Raw genomic sequence first — 24,384 nt, 5'->3', positions numbered from 1 at the left:
CCGCCTCCCTCAGACAGACCGGAAAGATCATGGCTTCCACCACCCCCATAGACACCCCGCCGGCACCGCCGGCCGACCCCCCACCGAACCGCTCCACCGGGAGCGCGGGTGACACGATCTTCTCGGGCCTCTCGAAGGGCTCGGGCATTCTGCTGCTTGTCATCATGGCGTCGATCGCGGGGTTCCTGACCTACCGCGCCGCCATCGCCATCTCGAAGGACGAGGGCAACTTCCTCACCACCTTCGACTGGAACCCGTCCGCGACCCCGCCGGTCTTCGGCATCGCGGTCCTGCTCTTCGGTACGGTCGTCAGCTCGATCATCGCGATGGTCATCGCGGTTCCGATCGCTGTCGGCATCGCCCTGTTCATCTCGCACTACGCGCCGCGCAAGGTGGCCTCGCCCCTCGCCTACGTCGTGGACCTGCTCGCCGCCGTGCCGTCGATCATCTACGGCATCTGGGGCGCCCTGGTCCTCGTGCCGTATCTCGACGGCCTCAATGTCTGGCTCGACCAGTACTTCTCCTGGACGTACATCTTCGACCAGACCCACCCCGGCGTCGCCCGCAACATGCTCACCGTCGGCATCCTGCTGGCGATCATGATCCTGCCGATCGTGACCAGCGTCAGCCGCGAGGTCTTCCTCCAGGTTCCGCGGATGAACGAGGAGGCGGCGCTCGCGCTCGGCGCCACGCGCTGGGAGGTCATCCGGCTGTCCGTGCTGCCCTTCGGCCGCTCCGGTGTCATCTCCGCCTCGATGCTGGGACTCGGCCGCGCGCTGGGCGAGACGATGGCCGTCGCCACGGTCCTCTCGCCGAACTACCTGATCTCGCTCCACCTGCTCGACCCGGGCGGCGGCACGTTCGCCCAGAACATCGCGGCGAAGTTCGACGAGGCCAACGAGTTCGGGCGGGACGCCCTGATCGCCTCCGGTCTGGTCCTCTTCGTCCTCACACTGCTGGTCAACGGCGCGGCCCGCCTGATCATCGCGCGCCGCAAGGAGTACTCGGGGGCCAACGCATGAGCCACGCAGCCGTCACGGACACGCCGGCCCCGGCGCCGCCGGAGGGTCCGAGGAAGAGCCTGAGCCGGCGGGGACTGCCCCGCTGGGCACCGGCGGGCTTCGCCGCCGCCGGACTCGCCATCGGTATCGGCGTCGGAGCGGGCGCCGGACTGAACAGCAAGGTCCAGTGGGGCCTGATCGCCGTGGTCGCCTTCCTGGCCATCTCGTACGTCGTCACCTCGGCGGTCGAGAACCAGCGCCAGGCCAAGGACCGCCTCGCCACCAGCGTCGTGTGGGTCTGTTTCATCCTGGCCGTCATCCCGCTGTTCTCGCTGCTCTGGACGACGATCAGCCGCGGTGCGAAGGTCGTCGACCCGTACTTCCTGACCCACTCCATGGCCGGAGTGCTCGGCTCCGACCCGACCGGCGGTGTCTACCACGCGCTGATCGGCACCCTGGAGCAGGTCGGCATCGCCACCGTGATCTCCGCGCCGATCGGCCTGCTGACCGCCGTCTACCTGGTGGAGTACGGGAAGGGCGCGCTGGCCAAGGCCGTGACGTTCTTCGTGGACGTCATGACGGGTATCCCGTCCATCGTCGCGGGTCTGTTCATCCTGTCGATCGTGCTGATGGCCAAGATCGAGCCGTCGGGTCTGCTGGGCGCGCTCGCCCTCGCGATCCTGATGATCCCGGTCGTGGTCCGCTCCACCGAGGAGATGCTCAAGCTCGTCCCGAACGAGCTGCGCGAGGCCGCGCTCGCCCTGGGCGTACCGAAGTGGCGGGTGATCCTGAAGGTGGTCCTGCCGACCGCGATCGGCGGTATCACCACCGGCGTCATGCTCGCCATCGCGCGTATCGCCGGTGAGACCGCGCCGATCATCCTGCTCGTCTACGGCAGCCAGCTGATCAACTCGAACCCCTTCGAGGGCGCCCAGTCCTCGCTCCCCTTCTACATCTACGAGCAGTACAAGGTGGGCGAAGTGGCAGCCGTCGACCGTGCCTGGGGCGCGGCGCTGGTCCTGATCGCGTTCGTCATGATCCTCAACCTGGTCGCGCGGGGCATCGCCCGCTGGAAGGCCCCGAAGACCGGCCGCTGAGGCCCGATATCCGGCTCCGCCGCGCGGGGCCACGAAAGAAGCAGTGAGTGACATGGCCAAGCGAATCGACGTCAGCGGACTGACCGCCTACTACGGCTCCCACCGGGCCATCGACGACATATCGATGACCGTGGAGCCCCGCTCCGTGACGGCCTTCATCGGCCCGTCCGGCTGCGGCAAGTCCACCTTCCTGCGCACGCTGAACCGGATGCACGAGGTCACCCCCGGTGGCCGGGTCGAGGGCAAGGTCCTCCTGGACGACGAGAACCTGTACGGACCGGGTGTCGACCCGGTGACCGTGCGCCGCACGGTCGGCATGGTCTTCCAGCGCCCGAACCCGTTCCCGACGATGTCGATCTTCGACAATGTCGCGGCGGGGCTCCGGCTGAACGGCCGGTACGGCAAGAGCCAGCTCGCGGACATCGTGGAGAAGTCCCTCAAGGGCGCGAACCTCTGGAACGAGGTCAAGGACCGCCTGAACAAGCCCGGCTCCGGTCTCTCCGGCGGCCAGCAGCAGCGCCTGTGCATAGCCCGCGCGATCGCGGTCGAGCCGGACGTCCTGCTGATGGACGAGCCGTGCTCCGCGCTGGACCCGATCTCCACCCTCGCCATCGAGGACCTGATCGGTGAGCTGAAGGAGCGCTTCACGATCGTCATCGTGACGCACAACATGCAGCAGGCGGCGCGCGTCTCGGACCGTACGGCGTTCTTCAACCTCGCGGCCGTCGGCCAGCCCGGCAAGCTCATCGAGATCGACGAGACCGAGCGGATCTTCGCCAACCCGTCCGTGCAGGCGACGGAGGACTACATCTCCGGCCGCTTCGGATAGGGCGACTGAGCCGTCCTGCGGTGCTGCATGGCGGTGCCACCGCAAGGCGAAGGGCCCGCCCCCTCTCCCAGGGGGGCGGGCCCATTCATGTCTGCCGGCGGGTACGCCGGGGGTACGGGCGCGGCGGCACGAGCACGGCGTACGGACACGGCGGTACGAGCGCTGCGGTACGAGTACGGCGTACGGACACGGCGGTACGGCGGTACGGGCGCGACGTACGGATCCCCCGAGCGGATTCCCCTGACGCGGATTCCCCCGACGGGTCTTCCGGCACGGCCCCCCGATACGGCTACGGGCCTCCGGTGCGTGCACCCGATACGGAGACGGGCCCTCCCGTACGGGTCTACGGGCGTAGATTCCGTAACGTCCACAACCCCCGGCAAGCGCCGGATCCGGGAGGTCCCGTACGGATCAGCCGAAGGCCAGGTTCACGAGCCAGAAGCTCACCGCGGCGACCAGTGCCGCCGCCGGCATCGTGATGAACCAGCCGAGAATGATGTTCTTGGCGACACCCCAGCGGACCGCGTTCACCCGCTTCGTCGCCCCGACCCCCATGATCGCCGAGGTGATCACATGCGTCGTCGAGATCGGCGCGTGGAACAGGAACGCCGAGCCGAACATGATCGACGCGCCGGTCGTCTCCGCCGCGAATCCCTGCGGCGGGTCCAGCTCGATGATCTTGCGGCCCAGTGTCCGCATGATGCGCCAGCCGCCCGCGTATGTCCCGAGGGACAGCATCAGCGCACAGACGATCTTGACCCACACCGGGATCGCGTCGCCCGAGTCCTCCACATCGGCGATGACCAGCGCCATCACGACGATGCCCATCGTCTTCTGCGCGTCCTGGAGGCCATGGCCGAGCGCCATACCGGCCGCGGACACGGTCTGGGCTATCCGAAAACCACGCTTGGCCTTGTGCGGGTTGGAATTCCGGAACATCCACATGATCGCGACCATCACGAGATAGCCGACGACCAGACCGATGACCGGCGAGATGAACATCGGGATGACGACCTTCTCCAGCACCCCGGTCCAGATCACCTCGGTCCCGCCGGCCAGCGCCGCGCCCACCATGCCGCCGAACAGCGCGTGGGAGGACGAGGACGGAAGCCCGAAGTACCAGGTGACGAGGTTCCAGACGATCGCGCCGACGAGCGCCGAGAAGAGGATGCCCATCCCCCGCGACCCGTGAGGCGTGGCGATCAGGCCTTCGCTGACGGTCTTGGCGACTCCCTGTCCCAGGAACGCGCCCGCGAGGTTCATCACCGCGGCCATCGCCAGGGCGGCACGCGGGGTCAGTGCCCGGGTGGAGACCGAGGTCGCGATGGCGTTCGCGGAGTCGTGGAAGCCATTGGTGTAGGTGAATCCGAGCGCGACACCGACGGTCACGATCAGTGCAAAGGTGTCCACGAGGTTCAGGACTCCTTGACCGCGATGGTCTCCACCGTATTCGCGACGTGTTCGAACGCGTCGGCGGCCTCTTCAAGCACATCCACGATCTGCTTGAGCTTGAGCACCTCCATCGCGTCGTACTTGCCGTTGAAGAGATGGGCGAGCAGCTTGCGGTGGATCTGGTCGGCCTGGTTCTCCAGCCGGTTGACCTCGATCCAGTACTCGGTGAGGTTGCTCATCGTCCGCAGGTGCGGCATGGCCTCGGCGGTCAGTTCGGCGGCCCTGGCGAGGACCTCGATCTGCTGCTCGACGCCCTTGGGGAGTTCCTCGACGTTGTAGAGGACGACAAGGTCGACGGCCTCCTCCATGAAGTCCATGATGTCGTCGAGCGAGGACGCGAGGTTGTAGATGTCCTCGCGGTCGAACGGCGTGATGAAAGAGGAGTTGAGCTGATGGAAGATCGCGTGGGTCGCGTCGTCGCCCGCGTGTTCCGCCGCCCTCATCCGCTCCGCGATCTCGGCCCTGGCGGAGGAATCCGCCCCGAGCAGTTCCATCAGGAGCTTGGAGCCCGTGACGATGTTGTCCGCGGATGCGGCGAACATGTCGTAGAAGCTCGTCTCCCTGGGGGTCAGACGAAATCGCACGTGGGGTCCTCGGGTTACATGGATTCGGTCAAAGGCTGATGCTAGGCGCATCATCCGGCCACGGCTAACCGGCATCTCAGTGTCACCCATGGCGCACGGGGATCATGACGGGGCCCTGCCCCAAGGCTCACAGACGGGTACCATATACCCACGTGGGGTATATGGCCCCTTTCGGACAGTATTCCGGACGGCATTTACGGGAGGACGCGATGACGACCACCGAGGCGGCCGGCGCGGCGACGAGCGACGCGCCCTCCACCACCGGCGACACCGACGACGAGGCGGTGACCGGCGGAGCCGTCACCACCGACCACGACCGCGGGGTGCACGGCTACCACCACCAGAAGGCCGAGCACCTCAAACGACTCCGCCGGATCGAGGGCCAGATCCGCGGACTCCAGCGGCTGGTCGACGAAGACGTCTACTGCATCGACATACTCACCCAGGTCTCCGCCTCGACGAAGGCCCTCCAGTCCTTCGCGCTCCAGCTCCTGGAGGAGCACCTGCGCCACTGCGTTGCGGACGCCGCGGTCAAGGGCGGGGAGGAAATCGACGCGAAGGTGGAGGAAGCGACGAAGGCGATCGCCCGGCTGCTCCGCACCTGACCCGGCCGCTCTGCACCTGACCCCGCCGCTCTGCACCTGACCCCGCCGCGCCGTACCTGACCCCGCCGCTCCGTACGCGACGCGGCGGCCCCTTCGCACATTCCGTACGCGACGCGGCGGCCCCTTCGTACATAACGTGGCGCCCCCTTCGCACATGAGCCGGTGACCGCTCCTCACCCACACCGGCCGTCGCACCGCCCCGCCCCGGCGGTCACTCGCCGCGCGCCCCGGTCCGCCGGGCGGGCCGGCTCGTCCGGGCGGGGCAGGCCGAGCCCGGCGACCGAGCGGGGGCGCGGCGCTCGACCGTGACGTTCAGCACCTCGTCGATACGGTCGGCGCTGAGCCGTTCACCGTCCGCCGCCGATGCCGCGATGATCAGCTCCCCGCACAACTCGATCTCGGCGAGAGCCACGTGGTCCTGGACGGTCGGCCTACGCAACTGAGCCACGTGCTATCACCTCTTCCTCACCGAGTCGCCTTCCTGGCGTTCGCGTTCCTAGCGTAGGGAGCCTGATACACACCGCGCATGGCACGTCCGGACCATTTCCGTCTTGGTCCTCTGTGGTTACGGCTTGATCTGATCTTGCCGACGCGGGCCGCCCGGACGCACCCTTCGCCCGCACACCTCGCATGTCATGTCTTGATCTCCCCCGCGAAGATGTCGCCCCGCGGCGGCAGCGTCACGACGACCTCGGCCCCGAACGCGTACAGCAGTGTCGTGGACGCGACGGCGACCGTATGCCCCTGATTGACATAGCTGAACCGGTGCCTGACCTTCCGCAGTCGTCCCGATTCATCCAGATACGCGTCGAACGGCACCGCGTCCTCGCCGAACCCTTTCGCCGCCGCGGCCAACGCCTCGCGCGCGTACGGCGACGCCGCCTTCGCGGCCCGGCCGATGTCGGTAACCCCGCGGTAGTGCCGGACCCGGCTTCCGGCCAGATCCTGTTCACCGACAAAGGTCACATTCCGGGCGGCGCGCAGCAGTTCGGCGGCGGTCAGCGGGTCAGTGGCCCCGCCCGTGACCAGATTCCCGTCCTCCAGGACGGTCGAGTCCACCCGGACCCACTTGTCGGCGGGCACCCCGGCCCCTCGATTCTTCATGTACAGGGCGGCGGGGGAGAGCAGTTCGGTGATGGGCCGGTGCTCGTTCGCGCCCGCCGGGTCCTTGGGCAGGACGACCCTCAACCGTCCCATCCGCTTGCCGAAGTCGTATCCGCCCTCGCCACGGATGGTGACCCGGGTCCCGCCGGCCGCCATCTCCAAGGACGTACGGGCCTTCGAACTGCCCGACGCCAGGAGCACATCGGCCGCCCTGCGCACCGCGGTGGAGTCACGGCCCGGCCGGTCGTCGGCCACCGCGCCGCCGTCTCCGGAGCATCCACCGGTGGTGGCCACGACCCCCGCCACGGCCACGACGGCGAGTGTCACGCCCTTGCGTCTGTGCTCCCTCGCCACCATCGCCAGCCAACCCCCAACGCCCAACCGCCGCTTGTCCGAAATCCACCCGCTCCGGATAACGACCGCCCGCGTCCCCCGTCACGCCGGGCCCTGTTCCACGGCGCGAACACGGCGGTACGGTGGAGACGTGCGCGAACAAGAAACCTCCGGTTCCCCCACCGCCACCGCCCCCCGCCCCCACACCGCCTCGACCGTCGAACGCGGCGCGTTCTGCCTGGCCCGCTGCAGTTGCGGATGGTGGGGCCCCGCGCGCAGAGCCCGCGACCGGGCCCGTGCGGACGCGACGTCCCACACGTCAACCACCTGAAGGCCGAGGCGAAGCCGAGGCGGCGGTCGTGACCGTGACCGCAGCCACGACCGTGGCCGCAGCCATGAAGGTCGCCGCAGCCATGACCGTGGCCGAGAAGTGACGACGACAGGTGATCCCAGCATGGGTGATCCCAGCATGGGTGATCCCTGACGGCTGATCCCTGACGGCTGATCCCCCAGGGCCCGCTCCCCGGCCGTGAGGCGAAACACCACCCGCCCAACGGAACCCCGTACCCCTGTGACCCGTCCCGTTCCCCAGGACGTTGTCCGCGCTGCCCCCTCCCGGGGTCGCCAACAGGAGGTCGCCACATGGAACGGCGCACACTGCTCACCGCTGCCTTCGGCGCCGCCACGGCCGCCGCCACGACCGCCTGTTCCGGCGGAAGTTCGGGCAATACGGTTAATTCAGGCAAGACGCCAGGCGGTATGGGCAGTTCGAGCGCTTCAGGTGCTTCGGGTGGAGCAGACGTGGCGGGCGCAACAGGCCTGTCGAGCAAGGGATCGGCGGGCACATCCGCCTGGAACGCGCTCGCGAAAGGGCTGGACGGGGATCTCGTACGGCCCGACGACGCCGCGTACGCGACGGCACGGCAGCTGTACAACACCCGGTTCGACTCCCTGAAGCCCGCGGGCGTCGCCTATGTCTCCGGCGAGGACGACATCAAGGAGTGCCTCGCCTTCGCCCGTACCCACCACACCCCCGTCTCCATCCGCAACGGCGGCCACTCGTACGCGGGCTGGTCCAGCGGCAACGGCCGCCTCGTCATCGACATATCGAAGCTCGACTCGCTCAGGCGGGCGGCCTCGGACGGCACCGTCGGCGCCGGCGCCAAGCTGTCCGATGTCTACCGGACCCTCGCGGACGGGGGCCGTACGATCCCCGCCGGATCCTGCCCCACCGTCGGCGTGTCCGGACTCACGCTCGGCGGCGGCCACGGCGTCGCGGCCCGCGCGTACGGCCTCACCTGCGACAGCCTCACCTCGGCGACCGTCATCACGGCCGACGGCAAGCGTCTGACCGCCGACGCCGAGCAGAACAAGGATCTGTTCTGGGCGCTGCGCGGCGCCGGTAACGGCAACTTCGGCGTCGTCACCGAGCTGCGTTTCCGTACGCACCCGGCGCCCGCGACCGTCACGGCCTACCTCAGCTGGCCCTGGTCGAAGGCCGGGACCGTACTGAGCGCCTGGCAGAAGTGGGGCCCCGACCAGCCCGACGAGATATGGTCCTCGCTCCATCTGGCGGCGGGTCCGGGCGGCGCCGCCCCCACCGTCTCCGTCTCCGCCTTCTCTCTCGGCGGCGAGGCCGACCTGAAGAACGCGCTCGACAGGCTGGCCGACGGACCGGGCGGACCGGGCTCCGCGCGCTCCGTCTCGGTGCGCCCGCGCGGCTACGAGGACGCGATGCTCGTGTACGCGGGCTGTTCGGGCATCACCGAGGAGCAGTGCCGACTGCCGGGCACGACGCCCGGCCGCAGCACCCAGGGCGCGCTCCAGCGCGAGACGTACTCGGCGGCCTCCGACTTCTACGACCGGTCCCTCTCCCCCGCCGGAGTGCGCGCGCTCGTATCCGCCGCCGAGGCGTTCACACGGATCCCGGCGTCCCAGGGCGGTGGCGGCTCGATCACCCTGACCGCGCTCGGCGGCGCGATAAACCGCGTGGACCCGCTCGCGACGTCCTTCGTGCACCGGAGGTCGCGGATGCTGGCGCAGTACATCGCCGGCTGGAAGCGGGGAAGCTCCGGATCACCCCAGCAAACGTGGCTGAAAACCACTCATACCTCGATGCGCAGGTACGCGTCCGGCGCGGCCTACCAGAACTACGTCGACCCGACGCTGAAGGACTGGCGGACCGCCTACTACGGAGCCGCTGCGGACCGTCTGACGCGCCTGAAGAAGCAGTACGACCCTGGCAGGCTCTTCGACTTCCCGCAGGCGCTGTAGACCCGGCAGGGGCCTGTGGGGATGCTCGGAGTGACCTCGGTAGGCCGTACGGCCCACCGAGGTGGCCGTACGGCCCGCGGGGCGATGGCCTGTACGCAGCAAGGAGGGGGAGAAACCTGACTTCGAGGGCGTACCGATGTATCGACACGGATCCGGGATAGCCGCGCTCGCCACAGCCACCGTCTTCCTTCTGTCGTTGAGCGGCAGCGCCTACTTGACCGCCGCGAAGGCGCCGTCCCCTTCGGCGTCGGAAACGATCTCTTCCACTTCGAGGCCGAAGCCGTCGGCGTCTGCGCCTGCCTCCGCGTCATCGTCGGCATCGGCGCGGACACCGGCGTCGGCGGCGGCGCGGGCCTCGTCCGCCTCCGCGTCCCGGTCACCGTCCATGGGCGCCCTTCGCGTCACACCGTCCGGAGCGGCGAGGGGAGGCGCGGACCACATGGCCACGGCCGACTCATCGGGCCGTTCCGGCGCGGCCCAGCTCGCCCTCGCCATCGGGACCACCGCCGCGGCCTCCGCCGGCACGATCCTCGTGGTGCGCCGCCTCCAGCGTCGCGTCGCGGGTGAGCACCACTGAACGGAAAAGCGGGGCGCGCGGACAGGCCGGGTACGGGTGCGGGTACGACGGGCACGGGTCCGGGCACCCCGGATACGGATACTCCGGGCACGCGTACGGGCACTCCGCCTCCGACAGATACGGGTACGAACAGGGCGGGCACCGCGGTCAAGGTCCTCCTCACCGTCGCGGTCCTGTGCGCGGTGGCCGCCGTACCGCTGCATCTGTCCGCGCGGCACCCCGAGGCCCGGCCGACGGCCACCGGCCACGAACCCCGCGCCGTGCGGGTCACGGACCCGCCCTCCGCTCCCGTACGGCTGCGCATACCCGCGCTCCGCCTCAGCGCGGATGTGCTGCCCCTGGCCCTGGACGCCGAAGGCGCGCTGGACGCGCCCGGTTTCCGGAACGCGATGAAGGTCGGCTGGTACGCCCTGGGCCCCCGCCCCGGCGAACCGGGCCCTGCCGTGCTGGTCGGCCACCGGGACGCCCCGGCCAACCCCGGCACCGTCCCGGTCCGCAACGGCCGCGACAACATCCGCAACGCGGTCTTCGCCAAGCTCGGCCGGCTGCGCTCCGGCGATCTGGTCGTGACGGAGCTGGGTGACGGCCGGCGGCTGCGGTTCCGCGTGACGGCGGTCGACACGTACCGGACGAGGGAATTCCCCTCGTCACGGGTCTACGGTCCGGTGCCCGATCCGCAGCTACGGATGATCACCTGCGGCGGAGTCATCGACGCGAACGGCCACTGGGATTCGAACGTGGTGGTCAGCGCGTCAGCACTGCCGTAAAGGTCGTTGGAGGAGGGGTGGTCAGGCGGCGAGGTTGTTGTCGTCGGGGCGCGGCTCGGGGATGCCGAGCGTCCGCGTCCCGCCGACCGTGCCGCCCCCGGCCGTACGGTCCGCCTCCCGCGCGGCCCGGGACCGTACGAGCAGGCCGAGCCGCGCCGAGCGGGAGACCGACGACACCAGCGGCGTCAGCAGGGCGATGGCGAGCGGGGTGAGCAGCAGGGCGACCGCCGTACCGAGGGCGAAGCCGCCGATCACGTCGGTCGGGTAATGGACGCCCATATAGACCCGGCAGAAGCCTTCGAGAAGCGCCAGTCCGATGGTGACAAGGCCGAATTTCCGGTGCGCGACAAAGACGCCGACGCCGATGGCCATCGCCATCGTGGCGTGGTCGCTGACGAACGAGAAGTCCGTCTTCCCGTCCACCAGGACATCGAGGCCCTTGTGGTCCAGGAAGGGCCTGGGCCGTTTGACGAATTCGCGGATCGGAATATTGATCAGCAGCGCGACCGCGGCGGCGAGCGGCGCCCAGACCAGCCCGGCGACAGCCGTGACCGAATCCTCGGCGGACCCGCGCTTGCGCACGCTCCACCAGCACCCGAGCGCGACGAGCACCATGGCGAGCATGATCCCGTACTCACCGACGAACTCCATGACGCGGTCGAACCACGACGGGGCTTCCTTGGCCAGTCCGTTGATGTCATAAAGCAGACTGACGTCGGGGTTCGACCCATCCAGTACGAGTCCAGCCATCTGCTGCGGCCCCTTGCCTTGTCGCCGACCGCGCCACACTCCGTGTGCGCAGCCTCACCAACCCCCGTGGTCGGTACGGAATATGCTGCGCGATCAGTACCGCAGCTCTCGTCCAGGGAACGGCCCACTCACCGCGAGCGTTCCACTCTCCACCGAACGATCACCATGACGTTATCGAAGAGTGACACATCGTCGCAGCTCAGGGCCCCGGCCCGACGAAGAGTTCCGGCCACCGCGGCCCCGGCGAAGGCGTCCGGAACCACCCGTGGCCACCGGGCCCGGGTCAACTCGCGGAACGGCTCTTGGGCAGATCCGTGGGCAGCGATTTCGCGCCGTCCTCGGTGACGCGGGTGGCGCCGAAGTAGTCCGGGGTGTCGATCTTGTCGAACCGGATCACGGCCCCCGTGTACGGCGCGTTGATCATGTACCCGCCGCCCACGTACAGCCCCACGTGCCGAATCGCCCGTGAATTGGTGAGATCGTCCGAGAAGAAGACCAGGTCACCGGGGAGCAACTCGTCCCGCGACGGATGTTCGCCCGCGTTGTACTGATCGTTGGCCACCCGCGGCAACTCTATGTCCACGGTCCGGTACGCGGCCTGAGTCAGCCCGGAGCAGTCGAACCGCCCACCCTGATCGGCGGTCCCGTTCCCGCCCCAGAGATACGGCGTTCCCAGCTTCTGCTGCGCGAAGTAGATGGCCGCCGCGGCCTGCTTGGACGGCTCAACCCGCCCGACGGGCTTGGAGAAACTTTTCTCCAAGGTCCGGATGATCTTTACGTAGTTCTGTGTCTCGTTGTACGGCGGCACACCCGAGTACTTGATGACCGCGTACGCCCCCGCGTTGTACGAGGCCAGCATGTTGCTGGTCTGGTCCCCGGGCACGTCCTTGACGTACTTGGCCAGCTCACAGTCGTACGTCGCGGCGGAGGGAATGGCATCGGCCGGATCCCAGATGTCCCGGTCCCCGTCCTTGTCCCCGTCTATCCCATGAGCGGCCCAGGTCCCGGGGATGAACTGCCCGATGCCCTTGGCGTCGGCAGGGCTCTGAGCGGTGGGGTTCCACCCGCTCTCCTGGTACAACTGCGCGGCGAGCAGAGCGGGGTTGATGGCAGGGCAGAGGTTGCCCCACTTCTGCACAAGCGGCTGATAGGCAGCGGGCACGGCCCCCTTGGCCAACCCAACGGCCCTCCCGCCCCCACCACCCGCGAGCCCGGAGGCGGCGGAGTAGGTCCCGACGACGAGCAGCCCGATAAAACTCATACACAGCCCCCCGACGGCGGCCACGACCAGCCATGCCTTACGCACCGTCAAACACCCTCCGCGTCAGGGCCACTGCCACTGTCCTGCGCCAGTGTAGGCGGGGAGGGAGCTGATCAGGGGGTGGACGGCGATGCGGCTGGTAGAGGGGCCTTGGATGACCAGAAGTCGTCGTGGACGTTGGGGCGGGGGATGGGCCCGCCTGCGTAGTTGGGACCGTTGGGCTTTGAGCTGGAGTCAGCGACAGCGGACTCCTCCACGCAGGGGCTATCCACCTCAAAGAACACCTGGCCTCCGGCGCCGACGCTAAGGCTGACGCCGAAGCCCTCGGCCGACTGTGCGTAGACAGCCGGAAACTTCCTACTGGCATTCACAGACTTGATCACATAGCCGTTCTGTCGCCAGAAACGCTCGACCACTCCGAGGAAGCTACCTCGGCGCACCTCCGAGATCTCGGTCATAACTGCACGCCTTCGCGTCACGTCGCACCTCCCGACCGTTGTTTGACCATGAGTCCAATGAACTCCGGGATGGATAGCCCTCAGGGTGGAGTCGAGGATTGCGTCAGCATTGTCTGCCGCGCCTTGAAGGTTCACATCGAATCCCCTTTCAACATCAGATCCCGATTGTTCCCAACCAACACATCCAGCCAGGAGGGCACTCGTCATCACGAAAATCAGTGCAGATCTTCCTTTGGAGATCACCGCCACCTATCCGCCTTAATCTCACTGGAGTTTCCCGAGGCAATCAGAGCAATATTGTCCGCCGACACAGCATCCCTCACGGGGGTGAAGTAATTGGAGTGTGCGGGCGTGACACCCTCACCATCCACAATCGGTCGAGGACCGTCATCGACCTCGAAGCGCCTCGCGCCGAAGGCCTTACTCGCCGGATCCTTACCGAACCAGAGGTCGTCGTCGCCCACATCCCCGACCTCGCCGGCGAGGTACGCACCGGGCGGCCCCGCTACGCAGAGTCCCGCAACGGCAAGCGCGGACTGCTGCTTGGACGGAAGTTTGGTCACTGGATCGTTCTCGGCAGCCCCGACGAAGACGTGACCTCTTTCGACACCCAAGTCCTGCGCATGGTCCACACCGACTCCCGGACTCCCGACCAGGACGATGTCGTCCACGTCAGGAATACCACCCTCCTGCTGAGCCGCGGCACCCACCGTACGGGATCCATAAGAATGACCGATGGCAGTCAAATGAGTATCGTCGTGTTGATTGGTGGCCGCCAGACCGCTCATGAAACTGTTGAAAGCAGGTGCTCCTTCCTCGGCCCTCTCAGGCCCCGCCACCGCGGCGTTTCCCAACAGGCTCTCGGAATCAGGAATCTGGGGCGCGTCGTAGCCCAGCCAAACGATCGCCGCACTGGACTCATCATATTTCTGCGCCCCAATCGCCGTGTCCCGCGCCCTCTTCAAGTCGCTCCTCGCGAATTCCTCATCGAGCGCCGTCCCCAGCCCCGGCACATACGCGGACACGTTCCTCGCCGTGTCCGGATTCCCGTACGACACAATCGCCCGCCCGTTCCCCTCGTCCCCGATGCCCAGCAAATACATCGGCGGATTTCCTCCGTCCCGCAACTGCTCACCGATCGCCCTCAGCCCCGCGAGCTGTGTCTGCGACCTCTCGTCGTCCCGCCCCTCCAACCTCCCGATCAACAACTGCAGGTTGTCCCTGTTGGCCGCGTCCCTCACCTCCGCCGGGATCCCGTCCAAGTTCCCGATCAGGTCCGGGTAGACCGCCAGATACTCCTCTCGCTCCTCCCGCGTCAGGCCCTCCCACCACGATTTCCGTTCGGCGGGCGGCCTGTCCTGGGGGATGGCGTCCCTCAAGTACTCGTCCGCCAGCCCCCGCACGGCCGTCGCGTCCCCGCTCACGTCCGCCCACATCGCGTCGGTGACCTTCAGACCATCCCGCGCCGCCAGTTTCCGCAGCGTGCCCGTGTATCGCGCGTCGATCTCGCCGGCCTCGCCGAGCGCCCGCGCGATCCTGTCGGCGATCTCCTGGGCCATCGCGGCGTTGGGGTTCTGGCTCGTCAGGGGCCGGGGCTGTGCGAGAAGCCGCGGTACCGCGCTGCCGGCGGCCGTTCCGCCCGGCAGTTCGTCGCCCGTGATCCGGTTCTCGCCGGCCGCCGGATAGCTCACCGAGCCGTCCTCATGCACCGTGAACTTCAGGCCGCCCGCATCCTCCAGCGCGTCGCGCAGCTTCCGCTGAGGTGCTCTCAGTTCCTGGGCGAAGCTGTTCAGTGCCGTACGGACCAGGCCGCATTCGGTGTACACGTACTGGAAGTTGCGGCTCAGATCCCGCAGCCGCGTCACCGCGGCCTCAGCCGCCTCGCCCTCCTGGGATGCCTCAAGGCCCACGAGCAGCTGCTTGTCGATCCGATCCCGCGCCGCATCCGCCCGGTTGCTCGCTCTGCCCCAGCCGTCGGCCGCGTCCTCCAACTCGGAGCACTTGACCTCACGTAACTGTGCCCACGTGAGCGTCCCGTTCACAGCCCACCACCACCGGCACCCGTACCAGAACCAGAACCAGCCGCACCCACCCGCCCGAACGCCGACCGAATCGCCATCTCGTTCTCACCCTGGTCCTTCGCGGCCGCCCGCAACTGCCCTGCAAGGCTTCCGCACTCCCCCATCGCGGCCTCGATCCGCCGCTCCCACGACGTACGCACCGTCCGCAGCACCGCCGCGACGCCCAGGCCCTCCGTACCAGCGGCCAGCCCCTCATGCGCGGCGGCGAATTCGGTCCTCACCTGCCCCATGTGCGTACGCAGCGCCTCGGCCGCGCCCGCCGCACGGGTCCACGGCCCTCCGCTGTGCTTCAAGCCCCCGCCGGACCGAGAAGCCGGCCCTCCGTCGGTCATGTCGATCAGCCGTTGCCAGTTCTCCGGATACCCCGTCATGCCGTACGCCCCTGTCCCTCAGCCCCTTCACCGACGGCACTGTCGCAAAGCCGGACGCACATCCATCCCACGCACGGGCGCGGCGAGAAGGAGGCACGAAGGACGAAGTCGCCAGTTCCCAAGGGCATTCGGGGGGCTCACGGCCGACAGGACGGGGACGTCAAGTTCACCCGTACGGTGGGAACGGATCAGGGGGTCGCGACGGACCGTCATACGGACCGCCCCACGCAGCCGTCCGCAAAGGTGTCACCGTGTCACCGTAAGGGTGCATCAACGACAGTCATTGCTCGGAGTCACTCTCCGTGATACACAGAGTAACCGTGCGCGTACACGCATACGCGATCCGCGCCTGGTCAGAGCAATTCAGAGCAATGACGTCGGTCATATGTGCGGGGATCGGGTAAAGAGAGCGGCCAAGCGGCCCACTCGGACGGTTCCATCAGCGAAGATAGAGCGTGACCCATGCCATGGGGGCGTGGGCGTGAACGACCCAACAGGGGCGGTGAGTTACATGTACCTGGCGGCCGAAAAGGGCGACATCACCACCATTATCGGTGGCATCGCCCCTAATTGGGGGCCTTTCGGGACACTCGGGAACGAGGCTCGGATCATGATCGAGGTCGTGATGGCCGTGGCCATCCTTCTCTGCCTCGGTATCGCGATCTGGGGCGCGGCCAAACAACGGATCGGTGCGACGGCGCTCAGGGACACGTTCAGCGCCGAGCAGGGCAAGGGCCTGATCGTCGCCGGCCTGACCGGTGTCTTCATCATCGGCTCACTGGGAACGCTCTTCACGATCGTGTACGGGATGGCGGTCTGACCCGCCGCCCCGTCAGTCCGCACCGGGCGCGCCCCGGGACCACCCTCAACACCACCTGTCCGTCGCACCCACCGGCTGAGGTTGCGTCTCCCTGATGTCGAGTCACCACACCGCGCCCGCGCGGCCACCAGCACGGCTACCGTCGTACTACGCGGAGACCGCGGAGAACGTGGACACCGCGGGATCGCGAGCGAAACCGCACGTGAGACCGCACGCGGCACCGCGACCGGCGGCGTCACTGGTGGTGCTACACGCGGAACCGCACGCGGCACGGCAATCGGCTGAGGGGGCGTACGCGGCATGAGCTTCGGCGACGAGCACGGCTACGGCAGCGACTCCGGCCGTACGGACGAGAGTTTCGGCGGCTCGGGCCAGACCCGCACCCGCCTGCCCGACGGCAAGGGCACCGACGAGTACGGGACAGGCGCGCGCCGCCCCGCCCGTACCTCGCGCTCCCTCATCACCGTGGTGGGTGTGGTGGTCCTCCTCATCGCGGCCATCGCGTTCGCGAACCGCGGTGACGGGAGCGGGGGCGGGAGCGGGGGCGGTTCCTCGGACAACGGCAATGGCACGTCGGCCGGACCGGGGTCCGATCCGACGGCGGCCACGGGCGTGGAGCCGGTGACGGGGAAGAACGGGGCGATCCCGTCGGGCTTCGCCCAGGACGAACAGGGCGCGGCGAGCGCGGCGGCGAACTACGCGGTGGCGCTCGGCTCTGACGGCATGTTCCATACCGCTCCCCGGCAGGACATCGTCCGCGCAACGCATGATCCCAGCACCGCCGACGGGCTCCTGAACAAGCTGGACAAGGCCTATTCACCTGCCTTCTTGAAGCGCGTCGGGCTCAACGAGGACGGCTCCACCCCCTCGGGCCTCACCTTCGTATCCAGGACCATGCCTGTCGGCACTAAGGTCACCGACCTGAGCTCTGGCGCGGCGACCGTGGAAGTCTGGTCCACCGGCCTGGTGGGACTGGCGGGCGAAGGGTCCACCAAGCCTGTGACCGCAACCTGGTTCACCATCACCGAAAAGCTCAAGTGGATCGACGGTGACTGGAAGATTGCCTCTTCGAGCCAGTCCGAAGGTCCCACGCCGGTCAACGGTGACAACAGGGCTTCCTCCGCCGACGAGATCGCCAAGGCCGTTCAGGGATATGGAGGCTTCACCTATGCCCGGTAGCCGCCGTCACAATCTGTCTTCGTTCACCGCGTCGTTGGCGGGTGCGTTCGCGCTGGTCCTGACGCTGACCACCCGCGCGTCCGCCGCACCGACCCCCAGCCCCTCCCCGAGTACGAGCGACAGTCCATGTGACCTCATCGCCGGTCAGGCAAGGGACTACTGCGAGGACGGCGAAGGGTCCTCCGGCGCGCCACGCACAGGCGGAGTCTCCGACCCCTCCGACGCCCTGGACCCCCTCTCCTCCCTGGCCCGCGGCTGCGCCGACGCCGCCGCCTGGATCGTCGGCAAGCTCAGCGACGCCGTGAAGGAGACCGCCAACGTCGACTTCACCAACGCCGCCTTCCTCCGCCAGTACGCCGTCGTCTTCGCCGCCTCCACCGTCCTCACCCTCGTCCTCTGGCTCCTCGCCGTCGCCAAGCGCGCCATCCGCGGCGTGCCCCTCACCACCGCGATCTCCGAAGCCATCGGTTTCCTCTGGCTGACGGTCCTCGCCTCCGCCTTCACGCCCCTCATCCTCTATACGGTCGTCTCCGCGACCGACGGGGTCACCGAGGTGATCGCCACCTCCACCGGCGGGCAGACCGACGCCTTCTTCGGCGGCTTCGCCGAAGCCCTGAAGAAGGGCGACGACATCGGCGGCGGCCCGATCATGCTGATCGTCGTCTCACTCGTGTCGATCCTCGCCGCCGGTGTCCTCTGGCTGGAGCTGGTGATCAGGGCCGCGCTCCTGTACGTCGGCGCGCTGCTCGGCACCGTCGTGTACGCCGGGCTCGTCGACAAGAACATGTGGGGGCACGTCCGCCGCTGGGCCGGGATCATGATCGCGGTCATTCTCGTCAAACCCGTCATCATGATCGTGCTGGGCCTCGCCGGCGCGCTCTCCGCGGACGGCGGACCCGACGCCTTCTCCGCCGTGGTGTCCGGCCTCGCCATCATCCTGCTCGCGATCTTCGCCTCCGCGATGATCTACCGCTTCGTGCCCGGCTTCGGCGACGAGATCGCCTCCGCCCGCAGCAACCGCTCGCAGGCCACGGACGGTTCGAAGGCCGCCGCCGTCATCAGCTCCCCCGCCGCGCTCGTCTCCCAGGGCATCAAGACCCACAGCAGCCGCAACCACGGCCAGGGCAACGGCGGTGACGGCGGAGGCGGCGCCCGGCCCGCCAACCCGATCTCCGGCGGCGTCGCCGCACACAGCTCGCGCGGCTCCGGAGGCGGAACAGGCGCCGGAGGCGGCGGTGGACACATCCCCACCGCGCCTCCGCCCCGTAGCAGCAGCCCGACCAGCGGTACGCCGCACAGCTCCCGCGGTGGCGGCGGCTCGCGCGGATCCGGCACAGGTAACAACAGCACAGGAGGTGGCGGGCGTTGACGACCCAGTCCCAACCGATGGCGCCCCGCCGTACGTATCTCATCGGCCGCGCCCGGCCGAACGCGATCGTCGGCAAGAACCGTGAGACCGGCGAGATCGCGCTGATCATCGCCGGCGCGTTCATCGGCATGATGTGCGGTCTGCTCGTACCCGTCCTGTCCCTGCGGATCGCGACGCTGACCGGCTTCCCGCTCCTCGCGCTGGCCGTGGTGTACGTCCCGTACAAACACCGCACGTTCTACAAGTGGTTCGAGATCAACCGCAGCTTCAAGCGCACCCTGCGCAGCGGCACGGCCTACCGCTCCACCGCCATGGAGTCCGGTACGAGCCTCGACGGCCGTGAGGTCGAGGTCGGCCCGCCGCCCGGGATCGGCCGTATCAACTGGCTGGCCGCGCCCTTCGGTCCGGATGAGATCGCCGTACTGCTGCACGCGGACCGCCGTACGGTCACCGCCGCCATCGAGATCGAGGGCCCCGGCGTGGGGCTGCGCGACAGCGAGGACCAGGAAGCCCTCGTCGACCGCTTCGGCACGCTGCTCAAGCATGTCGCCAACGGCGACGGTTTCGTCACCCGGCTCCAGATGCTCGCCCGTACGCTGCCCGCCGACCCCGACGCGCACGCCAAGGACGTGGCCCAGCGCGGCGACACGTCCTCCCCCGGCTGGCTCCAGGACTCGTACGACCAGCTCCAGTCGATGGTCTCCACCTCCAGCGAGCAGCATCGCGCGTATCTGGTCGCCTGCATGCACTACACCCGCGAACTGGCCGCCGAGGGCCAGGCCATGGCCCGAGCCGCCCGCCAGGCCGCCGGTACGAAGAAGCTCGACCGGGACGCCGGGCTCGCCGTCGTCATGGCCCGCGAGCTCACCGACATCTGCGCGCGGCTGGCGGAGGCGGACATCCGCGTACGGCAGCCGCTCGGGCAGGGCCGGCTGGCTTCCCTCGTGCACTCGATGTACGACCCCGACCACCCCATCGACCACATCCAGGCCATGACGAAACGAAACGCCTGGCCCGCCGAGCTGGACGCGATGGAACCGACGTACCTCCAGGCCAAGACACGGGAGTCGTCGACCCGCGCGCCCTGGTGCCACTCCACCGCCTGGGTGAAGGAGTGGCCGATGACGCCGGTCGGCGTGAACTTCCTCGCCCCGCTGCTCGTCCACACCCCCGATGTGATCCGTACGGTGTCGGTCACCATGGACCTCGAACCGACCGAGATCGCCATCGAGCGGATGCTCACGGAGAAGACGAACGACGATGCGGAAGCCAGCCGCGCCGCCAAGATGAACCGCACCGTCGACCCCCGCGACATCGCCGCGCACGGCCGTCTGGACCAGCGGGGTGAAGATCTGGCGAGCGGGGCGGCGGGCGTCAACCTCGTCGGGTACATCACCGTGTCGTCCAGGTCGCCCGAGGCCCTGGCCAGGGACAAGCGGACGATCAGGGCCTCGGCCGGCAAGTCGTACCTGAAGCTGGAGTGGTGCGATCGCGAGCACCACCGCGCCTTTGTGAACACGCTGCCGTTCGCGACCGGCATCCGACGCTGACGACCGACCAGCCCGAGCAACCCAAACAGCCCGAGCAACCCGAGCAACCCGAGCAACCCGACCAGTCGCGGAAAACCCGACCAGCCCGACCAGCCGAAAGGGGCCTGTGGTGCGAGATCCGCTGTCCGTCCTCACGGAGGCCTTCACCAGCTTCCTCTTCGGGAAGGTGGAGACGACCCGGCTGCCGGTCCGTACGTCGACCGGCCAGGCCCAGGCCGTCTACCTGCCCACCGCGGCCCCCGGCCTCGGCGACTCGGGCGTGATCATCGGCCGCGAGGTCTACAGCGGCAAGGGGTACATCTACGACCCCTTCCAGCTGTACGGGCAGCAGCTCCCCGCCCCCCACTGGCTGGTGCTCGGCGAGTCCGGCAACGGCAAGTCGGCGCTGGAGAAGACGTACGTCCTGCGCCAACTGCGCTTCCGCGACCGCCAGGTCGTCGTCCTCGACGCCCAGGGCGAGGACGGCGCCGGCGAATGGAACCTCATCGCGCAGGAGCTGGGTATAACCCCCATCCGGCTCGACGCGATGGCCGCTCTCGACGACGGGATCCGGCTCAACCCCCTCGACCCGGCGATCACCACGACCGGGCAGCTCGCCCTGCTCCGTACGATCATCGAAGTCGCGATGGGACACGGCCTGGACGAGCGCTCCGGCTTCGCGCTCAAGGTCGCGCACGCCTACGTCAACGAGACCATCGTCGAGCGCCAGCCCGTGCTGATGGACATCGTCGAGCAACTGCGGCACCCCGAGCCCGAGTCGGCCGAGGCCATGAATGTCGACCTGGACGACGTACGGGCCTGGGGTCTGGACGTGGCGCTGGTCCTGGACCGGCTGGTGGACGGTGACCTGCGCGGCATGTTCGACGGCCCGACGACCATCGGCATCGACCTGGACGCCCCGCTGATCGTCTTCGACCTCTCGCACATCGACCGCAACTCGATCGCGATGCCGATCCTGATGGCGATCGTGGGCGTCTGGCTGGAGCACACCTGGATCCGCCCCGACCGCAAGAAGCGCATCTTCCTGGTCGAGGAAGCCTGGCACATCATCAACTCGCCCTTCGTCGCGCAGCTCTTCCAGCGACTGCTGAAGTTCGGACGGCGACTGGGCCTGTCGTTCGTGGCGGTGGTCCACCACCTGTCCGACGTGGTCGACGGGGCGGCGGCCAGAGAAGCCGCGGCCATCCTCAAGATGGCCTCGACCCGCACGATCTACGCCCAGAAGGCCGACGAGGCGAGAGCGACCGGCCTGGTCCTCGGCCTGCCACGCTGGGCGGTGGAGATCATCCCGACGCTCACCCCCGGCATCGCGGTCTGGGACGTCAACGGCAACGTGCAGGTCGTCAAGCATCTGGTGACGGAGGCGGAACGGCCGCTGGTCTTCACGGACCGCGCGATGACCGAGAACTCCCAGGCCTCGGACGCCGCGGATGCCGCGGGCGCCATGGAGCGGGGAGAGCTTCTGCCCGAGGACATGCGGGCCGCGGAGTGGGAGGCGGAGCAGCGGGCGGCCCTGCTGGAGCGACAACGGCAGTTGGACGGGTCCCCCGAGTCGACGGTGGCATGACGTGCCGCGCCACCATGACGCTCAGGGCAGCGGTACGGGCCCCGGTCCGGGCGGTCGCGACAAAGCACAGGGCGGCCAGGGCGGGATCCCCGACGGGCTGCTGGTGGGCCTCCTGGCCTTCCTGCTCGGGCTGACGCTGCTGGTCTGGACGGCCACCGGGCTGGCCGGTCTGTTCACGCACGGCGGCTGGCCGGACGCGGTCACCTTCGCACGTACACCCCTGGCGATACGCCAACTGGCCTCGGCACCGCACGACCTGCCGGCGGCCTGGCCGGACACCCCACCGGGGCAGCTCTCCGGATACGGGCTGTTCTGGGGCCTGTTGATCAGCCAGTTGATGGTGCTGATCGTGCTCACGGTCTTCGGGCTGGGAGTGACGGCCCGCTATCGGATGGTACGAGCGCGACGGCGGGAGCAGTCGCGTGAGGAACGGTACGAGAAGTACGAGCAGGAGACCGCAGCGGAATCCGTACCGGCCCCGGAAACCGCACAAGACCCGGAGCCCGCGCCGAAGCCGACGGGAACCAGCGACATCGCGGCCCCGGTTCCGCCGGCAGCGGCGGCTCCCCGACTCGCACCGACGCCCGCGCCCACACCCACACCCACACCGGCACCGGCACCGGCACCGGCACCGGCACCAATCACCCCTCCCGCACAAGTCACCGCTCCCACCTCCGGCGTTCCGTCCCCCCGCCCGGCACCGGGCGTGCGTTACGGCGATCCGCGTGTGCGCCGCCCCACCGCGGTCCAGGCCATCATCGAGGCCACGGGCCCCGCCCTCGTCGTCACCTCCGACCCCGCCGTGTGGACCGAGACCAAGGACGTACGGGCCAGGCTCGGCCCGGTCCTCGTCTACGACCCCAGCCACCTGTGCGACACCCCGGCCCGCCTCCACTGGTCTCCCACCGCCGGGTGCGAGGACGCCACCACCGCCGCCGCGCGGGCGGCCGCGCTGCTCGCCCCCGTACGCCCGCGCGCCCTCCTGGACGCAGCCCTGGCCGACACCGCCGAAACCCTCCTGCGCTGCTGGCTGCACGCGGCGGCCGTGGACGGACGACCGTTCAAGCAGGTGCTCCGCTGGGCGCAGGGCGGCGGCGCGCAGGAGGCCGTACGGATCCTCCGTACCCACCCCAAGGCCACCTCCGGCCTGGCCGGCCTGTTGGAGTCCGCGCTCACGGCGTATCCCGAACGACGCGATGCGGCACAGCAGTTGACGGCCCGTGCGCTGTCGGCCCTTTCCTCGGTGCACATCCGCGAGGCCTGCACACCCAACCGAACCGATTCGCTCACGCTGGATTCTTTTGTGGACGAGGGGGGCACGCTCTATGTGGTGGGCGAGCCGATCGAAGATCCGCGCTCCCGCCCGGGTGCGATGCCTCTGCTCACCGCACTCACCACAAGCGTGGTCGAGCACGGCCGCCGCATGGCCGCACGGTCATCTGACGGTCGGCTCGACCCACCAATGACGCTTGTCCTCGACGATGTCGCCGCCGTGGCGCCGCTTCCCCTCGTTCCCGAGCTGCTGGCCACCGGTCAGGACCAAGGTCTGCCCACCCTGGTCCTGCTCCGCTCGCGCCAACAGGGCAGGGACCGCTGGCCGCACCACGAACTCCCGGACCACCAACACGCCTGACGGCTGCCCCCTCTCCCCACCGCACTGCGGTGCCTAGGGACGTACGTACTCCATCTCCAGGTCCTTCTCGACAGCCAATCCGGTCGGTACGAACCCGAGCTTGCGGTAGGCGGCGAGTGCCCGCGGATTCTCCTCGTGGACGAAGAGTCGTACACGCGCCGCCCGGGGCTCGCGAACCGACCACGCCCAGTCGAGCGCCGCGGCGACGAGTTCCCCGATGAGTCCGGTGCCGCGCTGCTCGGGGCGTACGTACACACCCACGAGATGCCCCTGAGCCTGGTCGGCTGTGATCTCCATGAAGTCGGTCTCACCGGCCTTCTCGATCAGTACGGCCACCGAGCCCGACCACGTACCGTCCGGCGCCTCGGCGATGAACTGCCCACCGGTGCCCGTCTGCTGCCAGAAGGAGTCGGGGCGCTCCAGGGCCTCTTCGTATGTTGTCAGAAAGGCCACCGGCGCCGCCGGATCCTGTAGCGCGGCCAGCCGGAGTTCCTTGGCCTTGGCCCACTCGTCGGCGCGTACCGTGCGGATCAGATGGCTCATGTCTTCGATCCTCGGCGCGCCCTCTCCCGCCCGCAACGCGTTTTCCGCCGGCAGACCCGCCCCTATTAGGGAAACGGGAAAGGCCCCTGAACGCAGGAATGCCCCGTACCATGACTGGTACGGGGCATTCCCACAACAATTGTTCGGCGGCGTCCTACTCTCCCACAGGGTCCCCCCTG

The 24,384-nt window shown here is 68.7% G+C and carries 24 protein-coding genes; 13 read left to right on the top strand and 11 right to left on the bottom strand.

Annotated elements, in window-relative coordinates:
- The first annotated feature begins 29 nt into the window (after positions 1-29).
- Genes pstC through pstB form a run of 3 tightly spaced genes read left to right on the top strand, consistent with a single transcriptional unit; the run spans position 30 to position 2,927 of the window.
- Positions 30-1,022: a phosphate ABC transporter permease subunit PstC gene (gene pstC, locus ACIOJD_RS32230; RefSeq protein ID WP_401919783.1), complete on the top strand. Its 993-nt coding sequence runs from the start codon at positions 30-32 to the stop codon at positions 1,020-1,022.
- On the top strand, positions 1,019-2,098 hold the full coding sequence (gene pstA, locus ACIOJD_RS32225) for a phosphate ABC transporter permease PstA (RefSeq protein WP_401919781.1): 1,080 nt from the start codon (positions 1,019-1,021) through the stop codon (positions 2,096-2,098). The genes pstC and pstA overlap by 4 nt, the downstream gene beginning before the upstream one ends.
- A 52-nt stretch (positions 2,099-2,150) precedes the next feature.
- Complete coding sequence (pstB, locus tag ACIOJD_RS32220; protein ID WP_401889767.1) at positions 2,151-2,927, top strand: phosphate ABC transporter ATP-binding protein PstB; 777 nt, start codon at positions 2,151-2,153, stop codon at positions 2,925-2,927.
- A gap of 411 nt (positions 2,928-3,338) precedes the next feature.
- Here the strand turns inward: pstB and ACIOJD_RS32215 are convergent, their stop codons facing one another.
- Both ACIOJD_RS32215 and ACIOJD_RS32210 read right to left on the bottom strand, forming a co-directional pair.
- On the bottom strand, positions 3,339-4,337 hold the full coding sequence (locus ACIOJD_RS32215) for an anion permease (RefSeq protein ID WP_401919779.1): 999 nt from the start codon (positions 4,335-4,337) through the stop codon (positions 3,339-3,341).
- A gap of 5 nt (positions 4,338-4,342) precedes the next feature.
- Complete coding sequence (locus tag ACIOJD_RS32210) at positions 4,343-4,963, bottom strand: DUF47 domain-containing protein (RefSeq protein ID WP_401889771.1); 621 nt, start codon at positions 4,961-4,963, stop codon at positions 4,343-4,345.
- Between the two features lie 209 nt (positions 4,964-5,172).
- On the opposite strand from ACIOJD_RS32210, the gene ACIOJD_RS32205 reads away from it, so the two are divergent.
- Positions 5,173-5,568 (top strand): metal-sensitive transcriptional regulator, encoded by a 396-nt coding sequence (locus ACIOJD_RS32205; RefSeq protein WP_401919777.1) that lies wholly within the window; start codon positions 5,173-5,175, stop codon positions 5,566-5,568.
- A gap of 211 nt (positions 5,569-5,779) precedes the next feature.
- On the opposite strand, the gene ACIOJD_RS32200 is transcribed toward ACIOJD_RS32205, so the two are convergent.
- On the bottom strand, positions 5,780-6,016 hold the full coding sequence (locus tag ACIOJD_RS32200) for a hypothetical protein (RefSeq protein ID WP_401919776.1): 237 nt from the start codon (positions 6,014-6,016) through the stop codon (positions 5,780-5,782).
- A gap of 185 nt (positions 6,017-6,201) precedes the next feature.
- A complete protein-coding gene (locus ACIOJD_RS32195; RefSeq protein ID WP_401919775.1) occupies positions 6,202-7,029 on the bottom strand; it encodes a hypothetical protein in 828 nt (275 codons plus the stop codon).
- A gap of 618 nt (positions 7,030-7,647) precedes the next feature.
- On the opposite strand from ACIOJD_RS32195, the gene ACIOJD_RS32190 reads away from it, so the two are divergent.
- Entirely contained in the window at positions 7,648-9,279 is a 1,632-nt protein-coding gene (locus ACIOJD_RS32190; protein WP_401919774.1) for an FAD-binding oxidoreductase, read from the top strand.
- A gap of 210 nt (positions 9,280-9,489) precedes the next feature.
- On the opposite strand, the gene ACIOJD_RS32185 is transcribed toward ACIOJD_RS32190, so the two are convergent.
- Positions 9,490-9,726 carry a hypothetical protein gene (locus ACIOJD_RS32185; RefSeq protein WP_401919773.1) on the bottom strand — a complete coding sequence of 79 codons (237 nt, stop codon included), beginning with the start codon at positions 9,724-9,726 and terminating at the stop codon, positions 9,490-9,492.
- Here ACIOJD_RS32185 and ACIOJD_RS32180 point away from each other — a divergent pair.
- Both ACIOJD_RS32180 and ACIOJD_RS32175 read left to right on the top strand, forming a co-directional pair.
- Entirely contained in the window at positions 9,719-9,856 is a 138-nt protein-coding gene (locus ACIOJD_RS32180) for a hypothetical protein (protein ID WP_401919772.1), read from the top strand. The genes ACIOJD_RS32185 and ACIOJD_RS32180 overlap by 8 nt on opposite strands.
- 182 nt (positions 9,857-10,038) lie before the next feature.
- On the top strand, positions 10,039-10,623 hold the full coding sequence (locus ACIOJD_RS32175) for a sortase domain-bontaining protein (protein WP_401919771.1): 585 nt from the start codon (positions 10,039-10,041) through the stop codon (positions 10,621-10,623).
- Between the two features lie 21 nt (positions 10,624-10,644).
- Here the strand turns inward: ACIOJD_RS32175 and ACIOJD_RS32170 are convergent, their stop codons facing one another.
- The 5 genes from ACIOJD_RS32170 to ACIOJD_RS32150 all read right to left on the bottom strand — a co-directional run bounded on the left by ACIOJD_RS32170 (position 10,645) and on the right by ACIOJD_RS32150 (position 15,544).
- Positions 10,645-11,373 (bottom strand): phosphatase PAP2 family protein, encoded by a 729-nt coding sequence (locus ACIOJD_RS32170; protein ID WP_401919770.1) that lies wholly within the window; start codon positions 11,371-11,373, stop codon positions 10,645-10,647.
- A 283-nt stretch (positions 11,374-11,656) separates the two neighbouring features.
- On the bottom strand, positions 11,657-12,634 hold the full coding sequence (locus tag ACIOJD_RS32165) for an NlpC/P60 family protein (RefSeq protein WP_401920008.1): 978 nt from the start codon (positions 12,632-12,634) through the stop codon (positions 11,657-11,659).
- Positions 12,635-12,747: 113 nt separating this feature from the next.
- A complete protein-coding gene (locus ACIOJD_RS32160) occupies positions 12,748-13,092 on the bottom strand; it encodes a hypothetical protein (RefSeq protein ID WP_401919769.1) in 345 nt (114 codons plus the stop codon).
- A gap of 239 nt (positions 13,093-13,331) precedes the next feature.
- Entirely contained in the window at positions 13,332-15,134 is a 1,803-nt protein-coding gene (locus ACIOJD_RS32155; RefSeq protein WP_401919767.1) for an alpha/beta hydrolase, read from the bottom strand.
- Complete coding sequence (locus ACIOJD_RS32150) at positions 15,131-15,544, bottom strand: hypothetical protein (RefSeq protein ID WP_401919765.1); 414 nt, start codon at positions 15,542-15,544, stop codon at positions 15,131-15,133. The genes ACIOJD_RS32155 and ACIOJD_RS32150 overlap by 4 nt, the downstream gene beginning before the upstream one ends.
- Positions 15,545-16,055: 511 nt before the next feature.
- Here ACIOJD_RS32150 and ACIOJD_RS32145 point away from each other — a divergent pair.
- The 6 genes from ACIOJD_RS32145 to ACIOJD_RS32120 all read left to right on the top strand — a co-directional run bounded on the left by ACIOJD_RS32145 (position 16,056) and on the right by ACIOJD_RS32120 (position 23,662).
- Entirely contained in the window at positions 16,056-16,364 is a 309-nt protein-coding gene (locus ACIOJD_RS32145) for a hypothetical protein (protein WP_030353484.1), read from the top strand.
- Positions 16,365-16,664: 300 nt separating this feature from the next.
- Complete coding sequence (locus ACIOJD_RS32140; protein ID WP_401919764.1) at positions 16,665-17,543, top strand: hypothetical protein; 879 nt, start codon at positions 16,665-16,667, stop codon at positions 17,541-17,543.
- Positions 17,533-18,912, top strand: a complete 1,380-nt coding sequence (locus ACIOJD_RS32135; RefSeq protein ID WP_401919763.1) for a hypothetical protein — start codon at positions 17,533-17,535, stop codon at positions 18,910-18,912. Before ACIOJD_RS32140 ends, ACIOJD_RS32135 begins: the two co-directional genes overlap by 11 nt.
- On the top strand, positions 18,909-20,462 hold the full coding sequence (locus tag ACIOJD_RS32130) for an SCO6880 family protein (protein WP_401919761.1): 1,554 nt from the start codon (positions 18,909-18,911) through the stop codon (positions 20,460-20,462). Before ACIOJD_RS32135 ends, ACIOJD_RS32130 begins: the two co-directional genes overlap by 4 nt.
- A gap of 109 nt (positions 20,463-20,571) precedes the next feature.
- Entirely contained in the window at positions 20,572-22,029 is a 1,458-nt protein-coding gene (locus tag ACIOJD_RS32125; RefSeq protein WP_401919759.1) for an ATP-binding protein, read from the top strand.
- 1 nt (position 22,030) lies between these two features.
- Positions 22,031-23,662 (top strand): type IV secretory system conjugative DNA transfer family protein, encoded by a 1,632-nt coding sequence (locus ACIOJD_RS32120; RefSeq protein ID WP_401919757.1) that lies wholly within the window; start codon positions 22,031-22,033, stop codon positions 23,660-23,662.
- A 33-nt stretch (positions 23,663-23,695) separates the two neighbouring features.
- On the opposite strand, the gene ACIOJD_RS32115 is transcribed toward ACIOJD_RS32120, so the two are convergent.
- Positions 23,696-24,205, bottom strand: a complete 510-nt coding sequence (locus ACIOJD_RS32115; RefSeq protein ID WP_401919756.1) for a GNAT family N-acetyltransferase — start codon at positions 24,203-24,205, stop codon at positions 23,696-23,698.
- Positions 24,206-24,384: the final 179 nt, after the last annotated feature.

The organism is Streptomyces sp. NPDC088116 (assembly GCF_044741745.1).
GTDB lineage: Bacteria > Actinomycetota > Actinomycetes > Streptomycetales > Streptomycetaceae > Streptomyces.
This window is presented reverse-complemented; position numbering and strand designations above follow the sequence as displayed.

Bases quoted from the DNA above. Each gene is read 5' to 3' on its own strand.
- pstC (WP_401919783.1), top strand. From the start codon at position 30: ATGGCTTCCACCACCCCCATAGACACCCCGCCGGCACCGCCGGCCGAC.
- pstA (WP_401919781.1), top strand. From the start codon at position 1,019: ATGAGCCACGCAGCCGTCACGGACACGCCGGCCCCGGCGCCGCCGGAG.
- pstB (WP_401889767.1), top strand. From the start codon at position 2,151: ATGGCCAAGCGAATCGACGTCAGCGGACTGACCGCCTACTACGGCTCC.
- ACIOJD_RS32205 (WP_401919777.1), top strand. From the start codon at position 5,173: ATGACGACCACCGAGGCGGCCGGCGCGGCGACGAGCGACGCGCCCTCC.
- ACIOJD_RS32195 (WP_401919775.1), bottom strand. From the start codon at position 7,029: ATGGTGGCGAGGGAGCACAGACGCAAGGGCGTGACACTCGCCGTCGTG.
- ACIOJD_RS32190 (WP_401919774.1), top strand. From the start codon at position 7,648: ATGGAACGGCGCACACTGCTCACCGCTGCCTTCGGCGCCGCCACGGCC.
- ACIOJD_RS32180 (WP_401919772.1), top strand. From the start codon at position 9,719: ATGGCCACGGCCGACTCATCGGGCCGTTCCGGCGCGGCCCAGCTCGCC.
- ACIOJD_RS32170 (WP_401919770.1), bottom strand. From the start codon at position 11,373: ATGGCTGGACTCGTACTGGATGGGTCGAACCCCGACGTCAGTCTGCTT.
- ACIOJD_RS32165 (WP_401920008.1), bottom strand. From the start codon at position 12,634: ATGAGTTTTATCGGGCTGCTCGTCGTCGGGACCTACTCCGCCGCCTCC.
- ACIOJD_RS32160 (WP_401919769.1), bottom strand. From the start codon at position 13,092: ATGACCGAGATCTCGGAGGTGCGCCGAGGTAGCTTCCTCGGAGTGGTC.
- ACIOJD_RS32150 (WP_401919765.1), bottom strand. From the start codon at position 15,544: ATGACGGGGTATCCGGAGAACTGGCAACGGCTGATCGACATGACCGAC.
- ACIOJD_RS32145 (WP_030353484.1), top strand. From the start codon at position 16,056: ATGTACCTGGCGGCCGAAAAGGGCGACATCACCACCATTATCGGTGGC.
- ACIOJD_RS32140 (WP_401919764.1), top strand. From the start codon at position 16,665: ATGAGCTTCGGCGACGAGCACGGCTACGGCAGCGACTCCGGCCGTACG.
- ACIOJD_RS32135 (WP_401919763.1), top strand. From the start codon at position 17,533: ATGCCCGGTAGCCGCCGTCACAATCTGTCTTCGTTCACCGCGTCGTTG.
- ACIOJD_RS32115 (WP_401919756.1), bottom strand. From the start codon at position 24,205: ATGAGCCATCTGATCCGCACGGTACGCGCCGACGAGTGGGCCAAGGCC.